The sequence below is a fragment of the Streptomyces sp. LUP47B genome, assembly GCF_001746295.1.
Lineage (GTDB): Bacteria > Actinomycetota > Actinomycetes > Streptomycetales > Streptomycetaceae > Streptomyces.
The window spans coordinates 216,771-239,780 of record NZ_MJAH01000008.1 but is presented as its reverse complement, the minus strand read 5'-3'; the positions used below and the strand labels follow the sequence as shown (position 1 = coordinate 239,780).

The window sequence follows — 23,010 nt, the reverse complement described above, 5'->3', positions numbered from 1 at the left end:
TGAGACGGCCAAGGCCGAAGCACCCCCGGCCCAGGCTCAGGCTGCCGATCCCGCGGCGTCGAAGGCCAAGTCGCCCAAGGCCAAGGCGGCCAAGGCCGAGACATTCAAAGCCGAGGCAACCAGGTTCGACGCCTCCCCGGCCCGCGCACCCCGCCCCGCTCAGGCCGTGCGCGTCGAGGGCCTGACCCGCTCCTTCGACGGCCGTGCCGTCATCGATGACCTCCAACTCGACGTCAGGCCAGGCGAGTTCGTGGCTCTGCTGGGCCGCAGTGGCTGCGGCAAGTCCACCCTGCTGCGCATCCTCGCCGGACTCGACCGGGACATCGAGGGCACCGTCCTGGTCCCGCGCCGCAAGGCGGTCGCCTTCCAGGCACCCCGGCTGATGCCGTGGAAGAAGGTGTGGCGCAACGTCCTGCTCGGCCTACCGGGCAAGCCCGCACGCGCCGTCGCCGACCAGGCCCTGGGGGAGGTCGGACTGAGCCACCGCACGGACGCCTGGCCCAAGACCCTCTCCGGCGGCGAGGCCCAACGCGCTTCGCTGGCCAGGGCGTTGGTGCGCGAGCCCGATCTCCTACTGCTGGACGAGCCGTTCGGCGCGCTCGACGCCCTCACCCGGATCAAGGCGCAGCGTCTGGTCGGGGAGTTGTGGCAGCGGCGCGGCTGCGCGGTACTGCTCGTGACGCACGACGTCGAGGAGGCCGTGCTGCTCGCCGACCGTGTCCTCGTGATGGACGAGGGTGTCATCGCGCACGAGCAGGCGATCGACCTCGACCGGCCGCGCGACATCGCCGATCCCCGGTTCGCGGAGATCCGCGGTCGGCTGCTGGAGCGCCTGGGCGTCGACACCGCAGCCGAAGCCGCCTGAACTGCCTTACCCATTAGCCGAGTTACACAGAACGGATCCCCCATGCGACGTCGCCTCGCCCCCGCCGCACTGCTCCTTCCCTTCGCTCTTCTGCTCACCGCCTGCGGCGGAAACGCGTCCGCCGGCACAGGCACCGACACCGACGGCAAGGGCTCCCTCACGCTCAACGTCGGTGACCAGAAGGGCGGTTCGGAGGCGATCCTGCGCGCCGCCGGGGAGCTCGACAATCTCGACTACAAGATCAAGTGGTCGACGTTCACCTCCGGCCCGCCCCTCCTGGAGGCCGTCAACGCCAAGGCCGTCGACATCGGCGGCGTCGGCAACACCCCGCCGGTGTTCGCGGCCGGCGCCGACTCGAAGATCACGGTGGTGGCGGCCTGGCACGGTACGTCCAAGGGTGACGCCATCCTCGTACCGAACGACTCCAAGCTGACCGGTCCCGCGCAACTGAAGGGCAAGTCCGTCGCCGTGGCGCAGGGTTCGTCCGCCAACTACCAACTCGTCGCCTCCCTCAGGAAGGCCGGGCTCGGCCTGGGCGACGTGAAGGTCAAGTACCTCCAACCTGCTGATGCGCTGGCCGCGTTCACCTCCGGCAAGGTCGACGCTTGGGCGGTGTGGGACCCGTACACCTCGCAGATCCTCCAGGCGAAGCAGGGACGCGTGCTGACCACCGGGGACGGCATCACCAACGGTCTGACCTTCCAGGTGGCGGCGCCGGGCGCGCTGAAGGACAAGAAGAAGGTCGCCGCGATCAATGACTATCTGGAGCGGCTGCGACGCGCCTACAAGTGGGTCTACTCCCACGAGCCGGAGTGGGCGAAGGTCTGGGCGAAGGAGACGGGCCTGCCCGAGGACGTGGCGCTGGCCGCGGTGAAGCGGACCTACACCACCCGGGTCGCGGTGGCGGTGGACCAGCCGCTCATCGCCTCCGAACAGGAGATCGCGGACACCTTCACCGGCCTGAAGCTCATCCCCCGCAAGGTCGACTTCGGCGACTTCACGGACGCGCGGTTCAACGGCGACCTCCCGCCGTCCACCACCACGCCCCGCCCCGCGGAGACGGACTGACCCGGCCGCGGGAAGATCCGGAGCCTCCGTACCGTTGGTAGAAAGGTGAACAACTTCCACGAGGTCGAGGTAGTCGTCATAGGCGCCGGCCAGGCAGGTCTGTCCAGCGCCTATCACCTGCGCCGCACCGGTTTCGAGCCGGAACGCGACTTCGTGGTGCTGGACCACTCCCCCGCCCCCGGCGGCGCCTGGCAGTTCCGGTGGCCCTCGCTGACGTACGGCAAGGTCCACGGAATGCACGCGTTGCCGGGGATGGAGCTCACGGACGCCGATCCGGAGCGGCCGTCGTCGGAGGTGATCGCCGAGTACTTCACGGCGTACGAGCGCGCTTTCGACCTTCGGGTACGGCGCCCCGTCGACGTCAGTGCCGTACGCGAGGGCGACGACGGGCGGCTGCTCGTCGAGACCTCGGACGGGACCTGGTCGACACGGGCGCTGATCAACGCCACCGGCACCTGGGACCGGCCGTTCTGGCCGCGCTATCCCGGCCAGGAGACGTTCCGGGGGCGGCAGTTGCACACCGCGCAGTACCCGGGGCCCGAGGCGTTCGCCGGGCTGCGGGTGGTCGTGGTGGGCGGGGGCGCGTCCGGCACCCAGCACCTCATGGAGCTCGCCCCGTACGCGGCCGCCACCACGTGGGTGACCAGGCGCGAGCCCGTCTTCCGCGAGGGCCCCTTCAGCGAGGACGTCGGCCGGGAGGCCGTGGCCCTCGTCGAGGAGCGGGTACGGCAGGGGCTGCCGCCGAAGAGCGTGGTGTCGGTGACCGGGCTTCCGCTCAACGACGCGGTCCGGCAGGCCATCACGGACGGAGTGCTGGACCGGCAGCCCATGTTCGACCGGATCACGCCCGACGGCGTGGAGTGGAACGACGGGCGGCGTCTGGAAGCCGACGTGATCCTGTGGGCGACCGGGTTCCGGGCCGCCATCGATCACCTGGCTCCGCTGAAACTGCGCGAGCCGGGTGGCGGGATCCGGGTCGAGGGAACGCGCGCGGTCGCCGACCCGCGGATCCATCTCGTCGGCTACGGCCCGTCGGCGAGCACCATCGGCGCCAACCGCGCGGGCCGTGCGGCCGTGCGTGACATCAAGCGGCTGTTGACGACGGAACCCGTCGCCGCCTGACGCTCCGTCACCGTCAGCCTGCCTTGGGCGACTTCTGCTGGTTCTTGTTGAACTCGGCCACATTGCGCCGGTGTTCCTCGAAGCTGTTCGTGAAGCGGGTGTCCCCCGGCTTCACCGTCACGAAGTACAGCCAGTCCCCCGGGGGCGGGCTGATCGCCGCCCGCATCGCGTCCTCACCCGGGTTGTCGATCGGGGTCGGCGGCAGCCCCATGCGCTGGTACGAGTTGTAGGGGCTGTCGATCCGGAGGTCGGCGCTGGTCGTCCGCAGCGTGGAGCGGTTCAGCGCGTAGTTGATGGTGGAGTCCATCTGCAACGGCATCCCGCGCTCCAGGCGGTTGAAGATGACCCTGGCCACCTTCCCCATGTCGGCCTGGGTCGCGGCCTCGGCCTGGATGATGCTCGCGATCGTCACGGCCTGGTAGACGTTCATCGCGTTGCGCTGGGCGCCGGCCGCGACGGGGGCGCCCTTGAACTTCTGGTTCGCGGTGTCGACCATGGACGAGAGCAGCGCCTCGGGCGTCGCCTTCTTCCCGTTGCGCTCCAGCGGATACGTCGCCGGGAAGAGGTAGCCCTCGGGGTTGCCCTCCGCCTCGTTGGGCAGCTTGAGCTTCAGCTTGGCCAGGGACTTCTTGGCGGTGCCGGGGGGCTGGGCGAGGGCCTTGTCCACGGCGTCGTAGACCTGCCCGGCCCGCCAGCCCTCCGGGATCACCAGCGTGGTGGGCTTCCTCTCCCCCTCGCTCTCCAGGGTCAGCAGCGGTACCGCCACGGCGGTGCCCGCCACGACGGCCCCGGTCGCGATGAGGACGAGTCGGCCCCGGCGCGTCAGTCGAATCGTGCTCCGTGGCGGAGTGTTCATCTGCATGCGGGCACGGTAACCCGCATATCGTCACAAACCAGGCATATCTTCGGCTTGTCGGCTTCGGTTCAGCTGGTCGGTTCCAGCTGCGCGCCCCCCTGTGCGGGGTCCCGTCGGGCGTCCCGGCGTACGAGCTCCGCGTACCGCCCGTCCTGTTCCAGCAGTTCCTCGTGCGTGCCGCGTTCGGCCACCTGGCCGGAGTCGAGGACCACGATCTGGTCGGCGTCGCGGATGGTGGACAGACGGTGCGCGATGGTGAGTGTGGTGCGGTTGGCCGAGAGCGCGTCGATGGCCTCCTGCACGGCGTGCTCGGTCCGGGTGTCCAGCGCGCTGGTCGCCTCGTCCAGGATGAGGACGGGCGGGTCTCGCAGAATGGTCCGGGCGATCGCCAGACGCTGCTTCTCACCGCCGGAGAACCGGTGGCCGCGCTCGCCGACGACCGTGTCGTACCCGTCCGGCAGCGAGGCGATGTGCTCGTGGATCTGGGCCGCCCGCGCCGCCTGCTCGATCTCCTCGTCGGTCGCGTCCGGCTTGGCGAACCGGAGGTTGTCGGCGACCGAGGCGTGGAAGAGGTACGTCTCCTGCGAGACGACCCCGATGGCGCGCGCCAGGGTGTCGAAGTCGAGGTCGCGGACGTCGACCCCGTCGAGGGTGACCCGGCCGCCCGTCACGTCGTAGAGCCGCGGGACCAGATAGCCGAGCGTGGACTTGCCGGCACCGGTCGGGCCGACGACCGCGAGGCTGCTGCCCGCGGGGACGTCGATGTCGATGCCGTCGAGGATGGGGCCGCCCTTGCCGTCGTACCGGAACTCGACGTTCTCCAGTCGGACCTCGCCCTTGACCCGGTCGAGGTGGACCGGGTTCTCCCGCTCGGTGATGTCGATCGGCAGGTCGAGGTACTCGAAGATGCGCTGGAAGAGCGCGAGCGAGGTCTGGATCTGGACGCCGGTCGACAGCAGGCTCACGGCCGGACGGAACAGGCCCTGCTGGAGCGAGACGAAGGCGACGATGGTGCCGATGGAGATGTCCGGGCCGCCGGTCTGGAGGGCGAAGCCCGCGGTCCAGTAGATGATGGCGGGCATCGCGGACATGACGATCCCGATGACGGCCATGCGCCAGCGGCCGGCCATGTTCGACCGCACTTCGAGGTCGACCAGACCCTCGGACTCGTCGGCGAAGGACCGGGTGAGCGAGTCGGAGCGGCCCATGGTGCGGCCGAGCAGGATGCCACTGACGGAGAGCGACTCGGTGACGGTCGCGGCCATGGCGGCCATCTGCTTCTGGCGCTGGGTGACGATCTTCTTGCGTTCGTTGCCGACGCGGCGGCTGATCCACACGAACACCGGGAGCAGCAGCAGCGAGACGACGGTCAGCCGCCAGTCCAGGGCGATCATCGCGACGATCGTGGCGATGACGCTGGTCAGGTTGGAGACCAGGGAGGTGGCCGTCGAGGTGACGGTGGCCTGCATGCCGCCGATGTCGTTGGCGATGCGGGACTGCACCTCGCCGGTGCGGGTGCGGGTGAAGAAGGCGAGCGACATGCGCTGCAGGCGGCCGTAGACCGCGGTGCGCAGGTCGTGCATGACGCGCTGGCCGACCGTCGTGGAGATGAGGGTCTGCAGCACGCCGAAGATGCCGGTGAGGACGGCACTGACGATCATGCCCAGCGCGAGCAGGCTGAGCAGTCCGGTGCGGCCCTCGGGGATGGCCACGTCCAGCGTTTCCTTCAGCAGGAACGGGGTGGCCACGGTGACGAGGGAGGAGGCGCCGACCAGCAGGCCGACGACGGCGAGCTTGGCGCGGTAGGGCTTGAAGAGCCGGAGGATGCGGCGCACCTGCCGGGGTTGGTCGGTCGAGGTGCCCGGGGTGGGGGTCCAGTCGATGTGATCGCGGGGCATGGTCTCCTACGGAGGGTGAGGTGGTGAGGATCAGCGGAGCCTAGCTCATTGTTACCTATGCTCACAATGAACTAGGTCCTGATATTGTTCCCGTATGACCACGCCAGATTCCGACAGCCTGCTCGCCGAGCAGTTGCTCAGGCTCACGCGCCGGGTGCACGGCATCCAGAAGCGCCAGCTCCATGAGCGCGGTCTCGGCGTGACTCCGGCCCAGTCCCGGCTGCTGCGCATCCTCGCGCACTGGGAGACGCCACCGCGCATGGCCGATCTCGCGGAGCGGCTCGAGGTGGTGCCGCGTGCGGTGACCACGCTCGTCGACGGGCTGGAGGCGAGCGGCAAGGTGCGCCGGGTGCCCGATCCGGCCAATCGCCGGGTGATCCGCATAGAGCTGACCGAGGACGGTCTCAAAACCCTTCAGGGCTTGCGGGATGTGCGCCGAGCCGCCGCGGAGGAGATCCTCGCACCACTGTCGGACGATCAGCGGGACGTACTCGGCGGACTGCTGGACACGCTGATCGACGAGCAGCACTGACGAACAGGCCGCGGTCACCGCTCCGTACGACTGGAGCGGTGACCGCGGCTTGTTCCGGTGGGCCTGTCAGCCGACCTCGGAGGCAGGTTCCTTGACGGGCTGCACCGGTACCAGCTCTTCTACGACAGTGGGCACCGTTTCGCCGCCCAGCACCTTCTTCGCCCGCTCGATGTCCAGCGCCCCCTCCCAGCGGGAGACCGCGAAGACGGCGACGCAGTTGCCGAGCAGGTTCGTCACGACGCGCATCGAGTCCATGATGCGGTCCACGCCGAGGAGCAGGGCGACGGCCCCGGCGGGGATGGCACCCAGCGAGGACGCCGTGGCGGACAGGGCGAGGAACGCCGAGCCCGGGATGCCCGCCATGCCCTTGCTGGTCAGCATGAGCACCAGGACCACGGTGATCTGCTGGCTCAGGCTGAGGTCGACGCCCACCGCCTGGGCGATGAACAACGTGCCGATGGAGAGGTAGAGCGAGGCGCCGTCGAGATTGAAGGAGTAGCCGGTGGGCAGCACCAGGCCCACGGCGTCGTCGCGGGCGCCGGCCTTGCGCAGTTTCTGCATCACGCGCGGCATGACGGACTCGGTGGACGCGGTGCCGAGCGCGAGGAGCATCTCCTCGCGGATGTAGCGCAGGAACTTCCAGAGGCTGAGCCCGGTGACCGCCTTGAGCGCGACGGCGAGCAGCGCGATGAAGAGCGCGGCGGCCGCGTAGCACAGGACGATCAGCTTGGCGTAGGTCTCGATGACGCCGAGGCCGTACTGGCCGATCAGGACGGCCATGGCGCCGAACACCGCGATCGGCGCGAGGCGCATCACGAAGCCCACGACCGCGAAGATGATCTCCTGGGCCTGCTCGATGGCGGGCAGCACCTGCGGGACCTTGGTGTGGCCGAGGTGCAGCAGCGCGGCGCCGACCAGACAGGCCAGGATGAGCACCTGGAGCAGGGAGTTCTCGGCGAAGGCGCCGATGAAGCTGGTCGGCAGCGCGTTGACGATGAACTCGGTCGTCGAGGGAAGGTGTCCGCCGCCCGTCTTGGCGTCGACGGCGGCGGAGTCGAGGGTGGCCGGGTCGACGTGCATACCCGAGCCGGGCTGGACCACATTGGCGGCGACCAGACCGATGATCAGCGCGAGCGTGCTCGCGACCTCGAACCAGATCAGCGCCTTGAGCCCGATCCGGCCGAAGGCCTTCAGATCACCGGCCTTGGCGATGCCGACGACGACCACACAGAACACGAGCGGCGAGATGATCGTCTTGATGAGCCGGGTGAAACCGTCGCCGAGCGGCTGGAGGTCCGAGGCGAAGCCGGGCCACAGCTTTCCGACGAGGATGCCGAGCACGAGCGCGCAGGCGACCTGCGCGAAGAGAGAGGTACGCAGTATGTGTGCGACGCGTCGCGGCAGGGACGGGACGGACGACGGCACGAGCACTCCTTGAGCGACGGGGACGCGCAGAAGCCATGGGGGATACTTCTGCGATACGGAAAGCGGTTTCCGTGGCCAACACTCTGGAGGGACCGTTGATCACGCGCAAGACCGTCGCGTTGCAGCCGTGTAAATCACGACGCCTGTGACCCATCGCACACAACTCGCGCTCAGCAGCCGCCGCGTTCCTCGGTCAGCACCCCCTGGACGGTGGCGAGGGAACGGTCGTAGCAGCCGGCCGAACCGCGGATCCGGTAGTGCTCGCTCGTCGTACCGACCGCGTGCCGCTGGTCGCGCGGGACGTTGATCGTGTACGTGGCGTCGCCCGCGTAGGTGTCGTCGAGCCGGGACCACGCCGTGCGGTGGCCCGCTCGGGTCGTCGAGACCTCGGCACGGTCACCGAGGGTCAGCACGGTGCGCAGCCGGTCGCCCGCGCCGATGGTGGTCGTGCCGTCCATCGTGTACGTGCGGTGGGCGCGGGTGGTACTGGCCGGTCCGCGACCGTCCACGGTGACCGACTCGTCGTCCGTCCATGTCCCATTGAGCGCGTCGGGGTTCTCGCCGTCGCCCCAGCGGTGGGTGGACGTGGTCGCCAGCGCGCGGCGGACGGTGGTCGTGACGCGGCCGTGCGAGGTGTCGACATATCCGGCGACGGTGAGCCGGTGGTCACCCTCGGTGTCCACGCGGTGTTCCGAACCGGGTGCGTACGTCGAGGAGTTGGCGAGGTCACCGTTCGTGTGCGTGGTGAGCTTCCCGGTGACGTGCGCGCTCTTGGCGTCCTGCCACACGAGGACGTTCACGGGGGTGCTCCAGCCCGGCTGCCCCTCGGGAACGCCGACGACCGCTACCTCCACGCGGTGCGGGCGCCCGTCGTTGAGGATCCCGGCGAAGGGGGTCAGGTCGTATTCGATCGGCTTGATGTCGAAGGCGCGGGGGCCCGGGACGACATACCAGAGGAAGGGATTGGACCAGCCACCCGTCCACACGGTCGGGAACGGAGCGGCGATCCCCGCGAGTCGGCCGTCGACCTTGATCTGCACCTCACGGTAGGGGCCGTGGTCGGCCCGGCAGGAGTACGGCGCTTCGGACGGCACCGTCAGGTACCAGTACTCCTCGCAGCCGCCGCCCGAACCGGTGGCGTACACCTCGGCGAGGATGCGCTCGCTGTTGCGCGGGGTGGTGAGGGTGTTGTCGTCGAGCGACAGCACCCGGTCCGGGGCCGTGACCTGTCGCCCCTCGTAGAACGTGAGCGTGACCTTCACGTCGATGATCCCGGTGTACGTGTCGTCGACGACGTTTCCGATGAGCATCTCGACGTCGTGGCCGGTGCGAAGCGTGTCGCTGTAGCGCGTGACGTCCTTCTCGACGGACCACTGGATACCGTCGGGCGAGGGCTGCGGTGTGGACGTACGGAAGACCTCGACCCCGCCGATGTGCAGATACCCGAGCCGGTCGTACTGCCGTCCCTTGACCTTGCCGTCCATGCGCAGCACGACCTTGCTCCAGCGGTCGCCGCAGCCCTCGGGAGGTGCGTAAGTACCGGTGTACGGGGTGAAATCGCGGAACTGCGCTTCGGCGACCGTGACATGGCAGGACTTGCCAGAAGGTTTGGTGACGGGTGGTGCCGCGGTGATGGGGTCGTGCCAGTCGGTGCCGAACTCGGCGGGTGCGACCGCGTGTTGAGCCTCCGCGGGCTGGGCGGGGGTCGCCCCGAGCAGCGTGCCCGCCAGGAGGGTCGCCCCTGCGAGCATGGACATGACGATCCGTCTCTTCATGGCCGTGTTCTACGGCGAGTCGGGCATCTCCCGCAATGCCGCCTCCTGCGGCGGCCTCAGGCCTTCAGGTCCGCCCTGTCTCCCATCACCACCACGGGATGCCGGTCCGGATCGAGCGTGCGCAGCAGATACCGCATCGCCGCCCTGGACACGCTGACACAGGCGGACGTGCCGCTGCCGTGGCCCATGTGCAGCCAGATACCGCCGCCCTTGGCGTAACCCTGCGGCCGGTCCTGGTTGTCGGGCGGGGTGCCCTCGATCCGGTTGTAGTCGATGGCGATGACGTAGTCGAAGTCGTGCCAGTAGGACCTGGGCCACCAGCGCGGGGCGGCGATGGCGGCGGATCGCGTGTACGGCAGCCGGGCCCCGGGATCCGGGAGCACGCCCCCGGCGTCACTGAGCCCGAACACGCCGACGGGGCTGCGTTTGTCGCCCTCGTGGTGGTCGGTGGTCCAGCCCCTCCTGCCGTTGTGCGCGGGCCAGCTGCGGACGCGGTCCCAGGCGGAACCGTGCCTGGTGTAGAGCACGACGGTGGCGTCCGCGGAGTCCTCACCGTCACCGTAGACCGCGACGACCTGGTGGGAAGCGACGGGGATGCGGCGCTGGAGGCGGTCGCCGACGCCGGGGATGCGGGTCGGTTCGTCCGCGGGCTTGTCGGCGCCCTTGGTGTCGGCGTTGCCGGTGCCTGCCGGGCCCGGGCCGCCGCACCCTCCCAGGGGGATCAGCAGCGCTCCCAGGAGCGTCGTCGTCACCACGGCACGTCGTGCGTCTCCGCCTCGCATCGCTCCATGGTCGCACCGCGGGCCGGGGGGACCGGCTCCGCGAGCGCAGCCGGTTCTCTGCGGCGCGGCGGAAAACCTGTTGCCTTCGAGCACGCTCTGCCGCGACCCTTTCACGGTTTGCAGTCGCCGTGTGCGGCTCCCTCCCACCCCCTGACACGAGCCACTGGACGTCACCGTCATGCAGATCCAAGACCTTCCGTATCCCGACCCGGGTGTGCCCGACGCACGCTCGGGCTCCCGGTTCCTGTGGTGGCTCTTCAGGAACCAACTGGGCGGACAGTTCAAGTCACTTGCCTGGGGACTGCTGCACTTCCTCTCCATCTCCGCGCTGCCCTTCTGCGTCGGCGTGGCCGTCCAGGCGGTCGTCGACCACTCGGGCCGCCGACTCGCCCTCGCGGGCGGCCTGCTGGCGCTGTGCTGCATCGGCAGCGCGCTCGGCGACACCTTCCTGCACCGCACCGCCGTCACCAACTGGATCACGGCCGCCGCGCGCGTCCAGCAGCTGCTGGCCCACAAGGCCGCCAACCTCGGCTCGGCGCTGACCCGGCGGGTCGCGGCCGGTGAGGTCGTGGCCGTCTCCACCGGCGACGTCGAGAAGATCGGCTGGTTCGTGGAGGCCGGGTCGCGGTTCACCGCGGCGGCGGTCACCATCGTCGTGGTCTGTGCCGGAATGGTCGTCTACCAGCCGCAACTCGGCGCGGTGGTCGCCGTGGGCCTGCCGGTCCTGGCCCTCGCGGCGCTGCCGCTGCTGCCCCGGGCGACCCGACGCGCCGACGTCCAGCGCGAGAAGGCCGGCCGCGCCACCGAGCTGGCCTCCGACACCGTCGCCGGTCTGCGCGTGTTGCGCGGCATCGGCGGCGAGGAACTCTTCCTCGACCGCTACCGCAGGGCTTCCCAGGAGGTACGCCACGCGGCCGTGCGCAGCGCTCGGATGTGGTCCCTGATCGCCGCCATCCAGGTACTGCTGCCGGGACTGCTGCTGATCGCGGTCGTCTGGTACGGCGTCCACCTGGCCCGCCAGGGCCGCGTCGAGATCGGCGAACTGGTCGCCGTCTACAGCTCGGTCATGATCCTGTCCTATCCGCTGCGGCACTTCGAGGAGATCGCCATGGCGTACTCCTTCTCCCGGCCCTCGGCCACGCGGGCCGCCCGGGTGCTCTCACTGGAGCGGGCCACGTCCGCCGAAGGCTCGCGGGACAGGGACGGCAATGGCCTGCCGGCCGGAGATCTGTACGACCCGGCCACCGGTCTGCTCGCCCCCTCCGGCCGGCTCACCGCGGTGGTGTGCGGCGACCCGGACGCGGCGGGGCTGCTGGCCGAGCGCCTCGGCGGGCACCCCTCTGAAGTGGGCACGTCGGTGCTGCTGGGCGGGGTGCCGCTGGACGAGTTGCCGCTCGGTTCGGCGCGCACGGCGGTCCTGGTCCAGGACAAGGACCCGGTCCTGCTCTCGGGGACCCTGCGCGAACTGCTCGACGTGCCCGCCTCGGGTGCCGTCGCCGCAGAGGAGGCGCTCGCGGCCGCGCAGTGCGCGGACGTGCTGGCCGCCCTGGTCCAGGGGTCACTGGGCGCAGAGGACCCGATGGACGCGCGCATCACCGAGCGCGGGCGGTCCCTGTCGGGTGGCCAGCGCCAGCGGCTCGCCCTGGCCAGGTCCCTGTTCACCGACCCGGACGTGCTAGTCCTGGACGAGCCGACCTCCGCCGTCGACTCGCACACCGAGGCACGGATCGCGCAGGGGGTACGGGCCCTGCGGACCGGGCGCACGACCGTGGTGTTCACCTCCTCGCCGCTGCTCCTGGAGCACGCCGACCGCGTGGTGCTCGTGCACGAGGGCGAGGTCGCGGCGGTCGGCGTGCACCGCGAACTGGTGCGCGAGGAACCGCGGTACCGGGCGGTCGTCACCCGCGAGACGGACGAAGAGGCCGCTCTCAAGGACGTACTGAACGAACTGGAAGAGATCGAGGAGACAGCATGATCGGCGTGGCGCCACCGGCCTACGACCCGGCGGCACCGACGACGGCGAACACCCTGCCCGTCGGAGCCACCGCGACCGTACGCGCCTACGTGGCCGAACTGTTCCACCGGCATCGCCGCGCCTTCGCGCTCCTCGTCGGCGTCAACACGGTCTCGGTCGTGGCCTCCATGGTCGGGCCCTGGCTGCTCGGTGACCTCGTCGAGCGGGTGTCGGACGGGGCGAGGGAACTTCATCTGGAACTGACGGCCGGACTGTTCGTGATCGCGCTGATCGTCCAGGCCGTGTTCGTACGGGAGGTGCGGCTGCGCGGTTCGATGCTCGGCGAGCGCATGCTGGCCGACCTGCGCGAGGACTTCCTCGTACGGTCGGTCGGCCTGCCGCCGGGTGTCCTGGAGCGGGCCGGCACCGGTGACCTGCTGTCCCGGATCACGACGGACATCGACCGGCTCGGCAACGCGATGCGCGAGGCCGTGCCACAGCTGGCGATCGGCGTGGTGTGGGCGGCCCTGCTCCTCGGCGGGCTCGTGATCACTGCGCCGCCGCTGGCCGCCGCCGTGCTGCTCGCCCTGCCGGTGCTGGTGGTCGGCTGCCGCTGGTACTTCAAGCGGGCGCCGTCCGCCTACCGCTCGGAGGCCGCCGGGTACGCCGCCGTGGCCGCCGCACTCGCGGACACCGTGGACGCCGGACGCACCGTCGAGGCGCACCGGCTGAGCGCCCGCCGCATCGAGCTGTCGGAACAGCGGATCAAGGAGTGGACCGCCTGGGAGCGCTACACCCTGTGGCTGCGGTCGGTTCTCTTCCCGTGCATCAACGTCAGCCACGTGATGATCCTTTCGTCGGTGCTGATGGTCGGCGGGGTGTTCGTGCTCCAGGGCTGGATCGGGGTCGGCCAGCTCACGACGGGCGCGCTGATCGCGCAGATGCTCGTCGACCCGGTCGGGCTGATCCTGCGCTGGTACGACGAGCTGCAGGTGGCCCAGGTGTCGCTGGCCCGGCTGGTCGGGGTCCGGGACATCGAGCCGTCCAGCGGAGACGCCGGGCTCGCTCCGGACGGGCGGGACGTGCACGCGGACCGGGTGCACTTCGGCTATGTGGAGGGCGTGGACGTCCTGCGCAAGGTGTCCCTGGAGGTCGCCCCCGGCACGAGGCTGGCACTGGTCGGTCCCTCGGGTGCCGGCAAGTCCACGCTGGGCCGTCTCCTGGCCGGGATCTACGCGCCCCGGGACGGCCGGATCACCCTCGGCGGCGCCGAACTGTCCCGGATGCCCGCCGAACGCGTCCGTGAGCATGTGGCCCTCGTCAACCAGGAGCACCACGTCTTCGTGGGCTCCCTGCGCGACAACCTCCTGCTCGCCCGGACGGACGCCACGGACGCCGAGCTCTGGGCGGCCCTCGGCGCGGTCGACGCGGACGGATGGGCGGCAGCGCTCGACGACGGTCTGGACACCGAGGTCGGCTCGGGCGGCCTGACCGTCACCCCGGCCCAGGCGCAGCAGGTCGCGCTGGCCCGGCTGGTGCTGGCCGACCCGCACACCCTGGTCCTGGACGAGGCGACGTCGTTGCTGGACCCCCGGGCCGCACGCCACCTCGAACGTTCCCTGGCCCGCGTCCTCGAGGGCCGCACCGTGGTCGCCATCGCCCACCGACTGCACACCGCCCACGACGCGGACGTCATCGCCGTCGTCGAGAACGGCCGCATCAGCGAGCTGGGCAGCCACGACGAACTGGTCACGGCGGACGGGGCGTACGCGGCGCTTTGGAGGTCGTGGCACGGGTGAGGGGTGGGGGTGGCGGTGGGACAGGAGTGTGGGGCATCGGGGCGGGGGTGCCCCTCCGACGACTGGTCCAGCCCACACCCAGACCCACGCCACCGGCCGACCGGCCCACACCCTCGGCACCTCGAACCGGCCGCTCCAGCACACGCCCCGGCCCCCTGCAACGACCGACCCAACCCACACCCCGGCCCGCTCCGGCCGGCAGCTCAAGCACACACACCAGCCCCTCCAACGATGGACCGACCCGACCCACACCCTGCGGCCTCTCCGACGAACGGCCCCAGCGACGACCGGCCCAACCCACGCCCAGGCCCCCTCCAACGACCGGCCCAACCAGACCCCACCCCCCTCCGACCACCGCTCCAGCCAGTGCAATGCCCCCGTGGCGTTGCGCTGTCCCGACGGGGGGTGGAAGGCTGGACAGCAGCACCGGCTCAGGGAGCGCCCGCGGACGGCATGGTTCGACGGCGGGCGCGGCAAGTGCCCCGTGAGTCCGTGGTCCGACCCGGGCCGCGGAAGGACCGGGCCCGTCCCCCTTCACCTGGAGGTACTCGTGGACAGCTCCGACGGATGGGGAGACGACGTCTACCAGCCCGACGGATCCGAGATCCAGGACGACGCGGGTCTGCTCGACGCGGAGGACACCCTGGAGGACGACGGAGTCGGCGACCCTCTCGACCGCGGCTGGTCCCCGCCGGAGAGACCGTGGGCGGTGGAGCACAACGGTGTGACGGCCGCGGAGCGCCGACGGGGCGAGACGCTGGACGAACGGCTCGCGGAGGAGATGCCCGACCTCGCGCCGCCCGACGGTGACGGCATCGGTGACGACGACGGCTCCGACGGCGAGCTCCTGGACAACGAGGTCGGAGCGATGCGCTCCGGCCGTCTCGTGGCCCCCGACGAAGGGGTCCACGAGGACGAGGAGAGCGCGCTGATCGCCACGGACGTGGGCATCGACGGTGCCGCGGCGTCCGCGGAGGAGGCCGCGATGCACATCGTCGACGAGGAGCCCCTGCCCGGCTGACCACCGCGGCCGACCGACCGGTCCCGCGCCGCCCACCGCACCGCCCACGCCCCCTCCCACACCGCCGAAGGAGCAGCCATGCAGCAGGACAAGCAGCCCGACTACCACCCGGTCGTCTTCCGTGACCGCTCCGCCGGCTACGCCTTCCTGACCCGGTCCACCGCCACCAGCGACCGGACCATCGAGTGGGACGACGGCGAGACCTACCCGGTGGTGGACGTGGAGATCTCCTCCGAGAGCCACCCCTTCTACACCGGCAAGGCACGGACGGTGGACTCCGAAGGACGTGTGGCCGCCTTCGAGCGGCGGTACGGAGGCGGCACCGGTCAGGGCGGCTGACGGAGGAATCCGGCGCCCCGGCCTCAGATGAAGTTGAGCGCCGCCGCGCAACCCACTCCGCCGAGGAGCATGAACACCGGCATCAGCACCTTCAGCTCGACCCAGCTGCCCGCCCGGAACCGCATGACCTTCGGCGGGCCGATCGGGTACCAGCGCTTGCGGCCCACCGGGATCGGCCACAGGATCGGGCAGCCGGAGACCGTCAGCGCGTCCCCGATGTCGTGCACGAGCGCGCCCAGCACGACCGGCAGCCCCAGCCACAGGTACTCCTGGCCCGGCTGCGTGAACAGCCATTCCGAGCCGTTGCCCGGCTTGTCCAGAACGCCCGCGATGATCCACGCGCTGGTCGCGGCCAGCAGCCAGACCAGGACGTCGGCGCTGGAACCCCGGGTCGCCCGCCACAGCAGGCCCTCGATGGCCAGCACCATGTGCACGAACAGGATCGCCAGCACCGCCCAGCGGCCGCCGGTGATCGCCGCCACCGAGCAGCCCGCGCCGATCAGCACGGCCCACAGCCAGGTGTGCGTGAGCGTGCGGTGTCCGCCGGAGCGACGGGGGTCGCCCTGCTTCCGTGTGCCCTTGTAGACGGCGTACGAGAGTTTGTCGACGATCTCGCACAGGCCCCGCGAGACCGGCCCGAAGGCCCGCGAGATCGTGGCCGCCTTGTGGTCGAGGTCGGGAGCGAGCGCGGCGCCCGCGCAGATCAGGGCTCCGGCCAGCAGTACGGGCCACGGCATGGTGTGCCCCGTGGCGGCGGCCGCCGCTCCTACGCCCAGCCAGGCCGCGGCGCCCGACAGAGAGTGTGCTGGTCCCATCATCGGCGTTGCCCGCCCCATTCCTCGTGTGCCACTGTCCAGTTGACCGGCTGCGCTGACGCCCCGTCGGCGACACAGCGTACTGGTCGTGATCTTCCCACTCGCATCCGATTCCCCCATCGGGCATCCGGGCAGGCAAGATGGGTGGGTGACCCTCATCGATCAGCTGCCGCCGACCGCCGACCCCGATGCCCTTTACGACGCCTTCGAGTCGTGGGCCGAGGAGCGGGGGCTGACGCTCTACCCCCACCAGGAGGAGGCGCTGATCGAGGTGGTCTCCGGCGCGAACGTGATCGTGTCGACGCCCACCGGGTCCGGCAAGAGCATGATCGCGGCGGGTGCGCACTTCGCCGCCCTCGCCCGTGACGAGGTCACCTTCTACACCGCGCCCATCAAGGCACTCGTGTCGGAGAAGTTCTTCGAGCTGTGCAAGATGTTCGGCACGGAGAACGTCGGCATGCTGACCGGCGACGCATCCGTCAACGCCGACGCTCCCGTCATCTGCTGCACCGCCGAGGTGCTCGCCTCGATCGCGCTGCGCGACGGCAAGGGCGCGGACGTCGGCCAGGTCGTCATGGACGAGTTCCACTTCTACGCCGAGGCGGACCGCGGATGGGCCTGGCAGATCCCGATCCTGGAGCTGCCCCAGGCGCAGTTCGTGCTGATGTCGGCCACGCTCGGCGACGTCTCGATGTTCGAGAAGGACCTGACCCGGCGCACCGGCCGGCCCACGTCGGTGGTCCGCTCGGCGACCCGCCCCGTGCCGCTCTCCTACGAGTACAAGCTCAGCCCGCTCACCGAGACCCTCACGGAGCTCCTGGAGACCAAGCAGGCGCCCGTCTACATCGTGCACTTCACGCAGGCGCAGGCGGTGGAGCGGGCGCAGGCGCTGATGAGCATCAACATGTGCTCGCGTGAGGAGAAGGACAAGATCGCCGATCTGATCGGCAACTTCCGCTTCACCACCAAGTTCGGCCGCAATCTCTCCCGTTACGTACGGCACGGCATCGGGGTCCATCACGCCGGCATGCTGCCCAAGTACCGACGGCTGGTGGAGAAACTCGCCCAGGCCGGTCTGCTGAAGGTCATCTGCGGCACGGACACGCTGGGCGTCGGCGTCAACGTGCCCATCCGCACCGTGCTGTTCACGGCGCTGACCAAGTACGACGGCACCCGCGTCCGCACCCTGCGCGCTCGCGAGTTCCACCAGATCGCGGGCCGCGCGGGCCGGGCGGGCTTCGACACGGCGGGCTTCGTCGTCGCCCAGGCACCCGAGCACGTCGTCGAGAACGAGAAGGCACTCGCCAAGGCCGGCGACGACCCGAAGAAGCGCCGCAAGGTCGTCCGCAAGAAGGCGCCCGAGGGCTTCGTCGGCTGGACGGACAACACCTTCGAGAAGCTGATCGCCTCCGAACCGGAGCCGCTGACGTCCCGCTTCCGCGTCACTCACACCATGCTGCTGTCGGTGATCGCCCGTCCGGGCAACGCCTTCGAGGCGATGCGGCATCTCCTGGAGGACAACCACGAGCCGCGCAAGCAGCAGCTCAAGCACATCCGGCGGGCGATCGCCATCTACCGCTCGCTGCTGGACGGCGGCATCGTCGAGAAACTCGACGAGCCCGACGCCAGTGGCCGCATCGTCCGCCTCACCGTGGACCTCCAGCAGGACTTCGCGCTCAACCAGCCGCTGTCCACGTTCGCGCTCGCCGCGTTCGAGCTGCTCGACCCGGAATCGCCGTCCTACGCCCTGGACATGGTTTCGGTCGTGGAGTCCACGCTGGACGACCCTCGCCAGATCCTCGTCGCGCAGCTGAACAAGGCGAAGGGCGAGGCCGTGGCCGCGATGAAGGCGGACGGCGTCGAGTACGAGGAGCGCATGGAACGCCTCCAGGACATCACGTACCCGAAGCCCCTGGAGGAGCTCCTCTTCCACGCGTACAACACGTACCGCAAGAGCCACCCCTGGGTCGGCGACCATCCCCTCTCCCCGAAGTCCGTCATCCGTGACATGTACGAACGGGCCATGTCCTTCACGGAGTTGGTGTCCTTCTACGAGCTGGCGCGCACCGAGGGCATTGTCCTGCGCTACCTCGCCAGTGCCTACAAGACGCTCGACCACAACATCCCGGACGACCTCAAGTCCGAGGATCTGCAGGATCTGATCGAGTGGCTCGGCGAGACGGTCCGCCAGGTCGACTCCAGCCTCCTGGACGAGTGGGAGCAGCTCGCCAACCCCGAGGAGATGACCGCCGAGGAGGCCCAGGAGAGGGCCGACGAGGTCAAGCCGGTCACCACCAACGCGCGTGCCTTCCGCGTCCTGGTCCGCAACGCCCTGTTCCGCCGCGTCGAACTCGCCGCCCTCGACCAGGTCGAGGAGCTCGGCGAGATGGACGCCGAGGCCGGCTGGGACGCCGACGCGTGGGGCGAGGCCATGGACAAGTACTGGGACGAGTACGACGACCTCGGCACCGGACCCGACGCCCGCGGGCCCAAGCTGCTGCAGATCGAGGAGGAGCCGCAGAACCGGCTGTGGCGCGTACGGCAGACTTTCGCCGACCCGAACGGCGACCATGACTGGGGCATCAGCGCGGAGATCGATCTCGCCGCCTCCGACGCGGAGGGCCGCGCGGTCGTCCGGGTCACCGATGTCGGCCAGCTGTGAGCACAGGAGAATCGCACCCATGACGAACCCGGCCGAGAGCCTCGTCGACCTGCTCGACCTGGAGCAGATCGAGGTCAACATCTTCCGAGGTCGAAGCCCGAACGAGTCCCTCCAGCGGGTCTTCGGCGGCCAGGTGGCGGGCCAGGCACTGGTGGCCGCCGCCCGCACCACGGACGGCGACCGCCCGGTGCACTCACTGCACGCGTACTTCCTGCGCCCGGGCCGGCCCGGCGTGCCGATCGTGTACCAGGTCGAGCGGGTGCGGGACGGACGGTCGTTCACGACGCGCCGGGTCACCGCCGTGCAGCAGGGTCGCACGATCTTCAATCTCACCGCCTCCTTTCACAAGCCTGAGGAAGGTCCCTTCGAGCACCAGCTGCCGCCGGCTCGCAAGGTCCCGGCCCCGGAGTCCCTGCCGAAGGTCGGCGACGAGATCCGGGAGCATCTGGGCGAACTGCCCGAGCAGTTGGAGCGGATGGCGCGTCGCCAGCCCTTCGACATCCGGTATGTGGACCGGCTGCGCTGGAGCGCCGAGGAGGTCAAGGACGCCGAGCCGCGCAGCGCGGTGTGGATGCGCGCGGTCGGGCCGCTCGGGGACGACCCGGTCGTGCACACCTGCGCGCTGACCTACGCCAGCGACATGACCCTCCTGGACGCCGTCCGCCTCCCGGTCCAGCCCCTGTGGGGCCCGCGGAGCTTCGACATCGCGTCGCTGGATCACGCCATGTGGTTCCACCGGCCGTTCCGCGCGGACGAGTGGTTCCTGTACGACCAGGAGTCGCCGATCGCGACGGGCGGACGCGGTCTGGCTCGTGGCCGGATCTACGACCTGGAGGGGCGCCTGCTGGTGTCCGTCGTCCAGGAAGGGTTGTTCCGGGCGCTGTAGATCAGGAACTTCTGCGCCGCAGCCAGCCCAGCAGGCCGCGAGCCGGCTCCTCCTGGGGCGTCGACAGGTCCTGCGGCTGGGCGGAGGCAGTCCGCCGGGCCGTGGGGCGCGGCGCGGGCCGGAACCTCCGGGCGTCCTCCAGGGCGCGGGTCAGGTCGGTCCTCAGCCATTCGATCTCGTCCGGGTGGTCCGCCGTCATGATCTTCTCGACGAGATGCGCGGTGGGCGAGCCCTGTGCGCCCCGGGCCGGTGGCCCCGGCCGGAAGCGGCCCAGATGGGATCGCTCGTACGGGTCGGGGACGAGTTCGGCGATCTGGACGGGGTCGAGGAAGGCGGCGAGGGCTCCGGCGCTCTCCCAGGGGTCCTCGGCGAGCCGCAGGAGGAATCCGCGGTGGCGCCCCCGCCAGTTGCGGGCCCGCAGGTCCACGCCCGCGTCCAGCATGTCGCGCAGTCCTTCGGGCATACGGCGCGCGGTCAGCAGTGTCGCGTTCTCCTCGACTGCCGTGAACTCCTCGAGTTCTTCGGCGAGATACAGCCACACCACGGCTCGGTACCGGTTGAGATAGAAGCGGACCGGCGAGAACAGTCCAAGGCGGGCCAGGCGGGTGAACCTGCCCGCGGGGACGTCCAGGACCTTCGCGCCCTCGGTGGTGCCCACGACCCGCACGCGCTGAAGCAGCGAGTCCGGAAAGCCGTCCGTCGCCCGCAGCCGGTCGATCTCGGAGCCGGTGACGCGCCGTCCCCCGCCTCCTTCGTCGGGCACGGTCCGGATCTGCCCGAGGTGCACCGCGAGGTCGAACTCGCTTCGCTTGAGGCCCAGTTCCCGGGCGGCTCGGCTGGGTGTGTGCGGCTGGTGATGGCGTTGGGTGATCAGGCTGCCCGACATGGTCGCTCTCCCCGTGGAGTCGTCGCTCACGCTGTGTGCGCTCGCTGTGACAGAAACCGTAGCCCGTGGGGCGAGATGGGTGGCGAGCCTGTGGATAACTCCTCGTGGACCATGGAACGCGCAGGTCAGAGGTCTGGCGCCGGGCTCCGTTCGGGTCGGCGGGCGTCCACGTCGAGGTGCTCGCCGACCCGGTTGACGAGCAGCGTCATCTCGTAGGCGATCTGGCCGATGTCGGCGTCCGAGCCGCTGAGCACGCACAGACAGCTGCCGGTGCCCGCCGCGGTGACGAAGAGCACCGCGTCGTCGAACTCGATCATCGTCTGCCGTACTTTGCCCGCGCCGAAGTGGCGTCCCGAGCCCTTGGCCAGGCTGTGCAGTCCGGACGAGACGGCGGCGAGATGTTCCGCGTCCTCACGGCGCAGCCCCGTGCTGGCGCCCGTGACCAGCCCGTCGTTGGACAGCACCAGCGCGTGCCGCACATGGTCGACGCGCTCGGTCAGATCGTCCAGCAGCCAGCCGAGCCCCTGCTTCTCCGGCATGTGTCCCGTCTCCCCGTGTGACGTCTCCTCCTGCCCGGAGGATCTCCACACAAGCCTTCCCCACGGCTGTCGACGGGGCAAGGAGAATGGGGACATGGCACAGAAGATGACCGATGAGGAATGGCGGGAGTTCGTCTCGCACGGCACCCGCACCGGCAAGCTGTCGACCGTCCGCGCCGACGGGAGCCCGCATGTGGCACCGATCTGGTTCGTGCTCGACGGAGACGACGTGGTGTTCAACACCGGAAAGGCCACCGTGAAGGGGCGCAACCTGGCGCGGGACGGGCGCGTCGCCCTGTGCGTGGACGACGACCGGCCGCCCTTCGACTACGTGGTGCTCCGCGGCCAGGCCCGGCTGTCGGAGGATCTCGACGAGGTCAGGCACTGGGCCGGACGGATCGCGGCGCGGTACATGGGCGAGGAACGGGCCGAGGAGTTCGGTGCCCGTAACGGCGTGCCGGGAGAACTCCTCGTCCGCGTGAAGATCGACAGGGTGCTGGCGGAGAAGGCCGTCGCGGAGTGATGTGCCGGTGAGCGGGCCCTTCCCCTGGGTCAGCTCACCGAGTCGAGCAGCCGGGCGGTGTGCATCCGCCCGGCGTACTCGACCAGTCGGATCAGCACCTCCTTGCCCGAGTCACGGTCCCGTGCGTCGCACAGCACCACGGGTGTGCCCTGGTCGAGGTCGAGAGCGCGCGAGACGTCGTGGGCGCCGTAGGTCCGGGCACCGGCGAAGCAGTTGACGGCCACCACGAAGGGGATGTGCCGGTGCTCGAAGTAGTCCACGGCCGGGAAGCAGTCCTCAAGGCGCCGGGTGTCCGCGAGGACGACGGCGCCCAGAGCCCCTTGTGACAACTCGTCCCACAGGAACCAGAAGCGGTCCTGCCCCGGGGTGCCGAAGAGGTAGAGGGACAGGCCGGAGCGGATGGTGATGCGTCCGAAGTCCATGGCGACCGTGGTGGTGACCTTCTGGTCCACACCGTCGGTGTCGTCCACCAACTGGCCCGCTTCGCTGAGCAGTTCCTCCGTGCGCAGCGGCCTGATCTCACTGACGGCGCCCACCAGGGTGGTCTTGCCCACGCCGAACCCGCCGGCGACCAGTATCTTCAGCGCGAGGGCGGTCGTCTCGCCGCCCTGGGCATCGGAGTTCTCGGAGACCATCGATCACTTCTCTCGGGAGGGCCGGCAACGGGCGGCGACGTCGGTATGGGGTCGCGAAGGCAGCATCATGGCAACTGGAGCTCCCCTTCGAGTGGTTGGACCGCTTATTGCCCGTTGTGACCGACTGGCGCCCGATCGGTGTCGGAAAGGGTGCACGAGTCGGTGCAGTAAGTGGACCGCGGTGGTTCTGAACGTTCATCTACAGCGCCCGGAGTCCATCGATCACCTCGCGCAGAATCCGTTCGTCGGGCAGCTGCGCGGGCGGCACCGGGCGGCTGACGGTGACACAGCCGAGTTCCAGGAGGTCTCCCAGGAGCACCCTGACCACGCCCACGGGCAGGTCGGCGCCCGCGGAGAGTTCCGCCACCGACTGCGTCTCCGTACGGCACAGGTCGATCAGAGCGCGGTGTTCGGGCCCGAGCGCCGTGTCGTCGCCGGCTCCGGGCGCGCCCCCGTCCAGGGTGACAAGGGCGATCAGGTCGAAACGCACCCCGGTGGGGCCGGGTTGGGTCCGGCCGCCCGTCATCGCGTAGGGGCGGACGAGGGGGCCGGCCTCGCCGTCGTACCACTGGCTGCCCGGTTCGTACGGGACGCCCTCCGTGTCCTCGGTCATGTGAGCCGACCGCCC

At 70.2% G+C, this 23,010-nt stretch carries 21 protein-coding genes; 11 read left to right on the top strand and 10 right to left on the bottom strand.

Annotation, left to right across the window (positions count from 1 at the left end; translation table 11 throughout):
- Positions 1–166 precede the first annotated feature (166 nt).
- The 3 genes from BFN33_RS25490 to BFN33_RS25480 are packed head-to-tail and all read left to right on the top strand — an operon-like array spanning position 167 to position 3,055.
- Positions 167–865 (top strand): ABC transporter ATP-binding protein, encoded by a 699-nt coding sequence (locus tag BFN33_RS25490; protein WP_069762618.1) that lies wholly within the window; start codon positions 167–169, stop codon positions 863–865.
- 42 nt (positions 866–907) lie between these two features.
- Entirely contained in the window at positions 908–1,933 is a 1,026-nt protein-coding gene (locus BFN33_RS25485; protein WP_069762477.1) for an ABC transporter substrate-binding protein, read from the top strand.
- 45 nt (positions 1,934–1,978) lie between these two features.
- Positions 1,979–3,055 carry an NAD(P)-binding domain-containing protein gene (locus tag BFN33_RS25480; RefSeq protein ID WP_069762476.1) on the top strand — a complete coding sequence of 359 codons (1,077 nt, stop codon included), beginning with the start codon at positions 1,979–1,981 and terminating at the stop codon, positions 3,053–3,055.
- Positions 3,056–3,068: 13 nt separating this feature from the next.
- Here BFN33_RS25480 and mltG read toward each other — a convergent pair whose 3' ends face one another.
- Together mltG and BFN33_RS25470 are read right to left on the bottom strand one after the other, a co-directional pair.
- Positions 3,069–3,917 (bottom strand): endolytic transglycosylase MltG, encoded by an 849-nt coding sequence (gene mltG / locus BFN33_RS25475; RefSeq protein WP_069762475.1) that lies wholly within the window; start codon positions 3,915–3,917, stop codon positions 3,069–3,071.
- A 62-nt stretch (positions 3,918–3,979) separates the two neighbouring features.
- The gene (locus tag BFN33_RS25470; protein ID WP_069762474.1) at positions 3,980–5,809 is read right to left on the bottom strand and encodes an ABC transporter ATP-binding protein; all 1,830 of its coding nucleotides are present in this window, start codon (positions 5,807–5,809) and stop codon (positions 3,980–3,982) included.
- Between the two features lie 94 nt (positions 5,810–5,903).
- Between BFN33_RS25470 and BFN33_RS25465 the strand changes: the two genes are divergently transcribed.
- Positions 5,904–6,341: a MarR family winged helix-turn-helix transcriptional regulator gene (locus BFN33_RS25465; protein WP_069762473.1), complete on the top strand. Its 438-nt coding sequence runs from the start codon at positions 5,904–5,906 to the stop codon at positions 6,339–6,341.
- A gap of 66 nt (positions 6,342–6,407) precedes the next feature.
- Here BFN33_RS25465 and BFN33_RS25460 read toward each other — a convergent pair whose 3' ends face one another.
- The 3 genes from BFN33_RS25460 to BFN33_RS25450 form a co-directional block, all read right to left on the bottom strand.
- Positions 6,408–7,766, bottom strand: coding sequence for a cation:dicarboxylate symporter family transporter (locus BFN33_RS25460; protein ID WP_069762472.1), 1,359 nt, complete (start codon positions 7,764–7,766; stop codon positions 6,408–6,410).
- A 170-nt stretch (positions 7,767–7,936) separates the two neighbouring features.
- Positions 7,937–9,541 (bottom strand): peptide-N4-asparagine amidase, encoded by a 1,605-nt coding sequence (locus BFN33_RS25455; RefSeq protein WP_069762471.1) that lies wholly within the window; start codon positions 9,539–9,541, stop codon positions 7,937–7,939.
- A gap of 56 nt (positions 9,542–9,597) precedes the next feature.
- On the bottom strand, positions 9,598–10,323 hold the full coding sequence (locus BFN33_RS25450) for a L,D-transpeptidase family protein (RefSeq protein ID WP_069762470.1): 726 nt from the start codon (positions 10,321–10,323) through the stop codon (positions 9,598–9,600).
- A gap of 178 nt (positions 10,324–10,501) precedes the next feature.
- Here BFN33_RS25450 and BFN33_RS25445 point away from each other — a divergent pair, with 178 nt between their 5' ends.
- The 4 genes from BFN33_RS25445 to BFN33_RS25430 all read left to right on the top strand — a co-directional run bounded on the left by BFN33_RS25445 (position 10,502) and on the right by BFN33_RS25430 (position 15,436).
- The gene (locus BFN33_RS25445; RefSeq protein ID WP_069762469.1) at positions 10,502–12,298 is read left to right on the top strand and encodes an ABC transporter ATP-binding protein; all 1,797 of its coding nucleotides are present in this window, start codon (positions 10,502–10,504) and stop codon (positions 12,296–12,298) included.
- Positions 12,295–14,076, top strand: coding sequence for an ABC transporter ATP-binding protein (locus BFN33_RS25440; protein ID WP_069762468.1), 1,782 nt, complete (start codon positions 12,295–12,297; stop codon positions 14,074–14,076). Before BFN33_RS25445 ends, BFN33_RS25440 begins: the two co-directional genes overlap by 4 nt.
- Before the next feature lie 550 nt (positions 14,077–14,626).
- Complete coding sequence (locus BFN33_RS25435) at positions 14,627–15,097, top strand: DUF5709 domain-containing protein (RefSeq protein WP_069762467.1); 471 nt, start codon at positions 14,627–14,629, stop codon at positions 15,095–15,097.
- Between the two features lie 78 nt (positions 15,098–15,175).
- Positions 15,176–15,436, top strand: a complete 261-nt coding sequence (locus BFN33_RS25430) for a type B 50S ribosomal protein L31 (RefSeq protein ID WP_069762466.1) — start codon at positions 15,176–15,178, stop codon at positions 15,434–15,436.
- Positions 15,437–15,459: 23 nt separating this feature from the next.
- On the opposite strand, the gene BFN33_RS25425 is transcribed toward BFN33_RS25430, so the two are convergent.
- Complete coding sequence (locus tag BFN33_RS25425; RefSeq protein WP_069762465.1) at positions 15,460–16,254, bottom strand: metal-dependent hydrolase; 795 nt, start codon at positions 16,252–16,254, stop codon at positions 15,460–15,462.
- Positions 16,255–16,399: 145 nt separating this feature from the next.
- Between BFN33_RS25425 and BFN33_RS25420 the strand changes: the two genes are divergently transcribed.
- Both BFN33_RS25420 and BFN33_RS25415 read left to right on the top strand, forming a co-directional pair.
- Entirely contained in the window at positions 16,400–18,913 is a 2,514-nt protein-coding gene (locus BFN33_RS25420) for an RNA helicase (protein WP_069762464.1), read from the top strand.
- 19 nt (positions 18,914–18,932) lie between these two features.
- Entirely contained in the window at positions 18,933–19,799 is an 867-nt protein-coding gene (locus BFN33_RS25415; RefSeq protein ID WP_069762463.1) for an acyl-CoA thioesterase II, read from the top strand.
- Between the two features lies 1 nt (position 19,800).
- On the opposite strand, the gene BFN33_RS25410 is transcribed toward BFN33_RS25415, so the two are convergent.
- Both BFN33_RS25410 and BFN33_RS25405 read right to left on the bottom strand, forming a co-directional pair.
- Complete coding sequence (locus BFN33_RS25410; protein ID WP_069762462.1) at positions 19,801–20,685, bottom strand: DUF6397 family protein; 885 nt, start codon at positions 20,683–20,685, stop codon at positions 19,801–19,803.
- 125 nt (positions 20,686–20,810) lie between these two features.
- Positions 20,811–21,224: a roadblock/LC7 domain-containing protein gene (locus tag BFN33_RS25405; protein WP_069762461.1), complete on the bottom strand. Its 414-nt coding sequence runs from the start codon at positions 21,222–21,224 to the stop codon at positions 20,811–20,813.
- Between the two features lie 94 nt (positions 21,225–21,318).
- Between BFN33_RS25405 and BFN33_RS25400 the strand changes: the two genes are divergently transcribed.
- A complete protein-coding gene (locus BFN33_RS25400) occupies positions 21,319–21,747 on the top strand; it encodes a PPOX class F420-dependent oxidoreductase (RefSeq protein WP_069762460.1) in 429 nt (142 codons plus the stop codon).
- Positions 21,748–21,776: 29 nt separating this feature from the next.
- Here BFN33_RS25400 and BFN33_RS25395 read toward each other — a convergent pair whose 3' ends face one another.
- A complete protein-coding gene (locus tag BFN33_RS25395) occupies positions 21,777–22,382 on the bottom strand; it encodes an ATP/GTP-binding protein (RefSeq protein ID WP_069762459.1) in 606 nt (201 codons plus the stop codon).
- 199 nt (positions 22,383–22,581) lie between these two features.
- The gene (locus BFN33_RS25390; RefSeq protein WP_069762458.1) at positions 22,582–22,995 is read right to left on the bottom strand and encodes a DUF742 domain-containing protein; all 414 of its coding nucleotides are present in this window, start codon (positions 22,993–22,995) and stop codon (positions 22,582–22,584) included.
- Between the last annotated feature and the right edge of the window lie 15 nt (positions 22,996–23,010).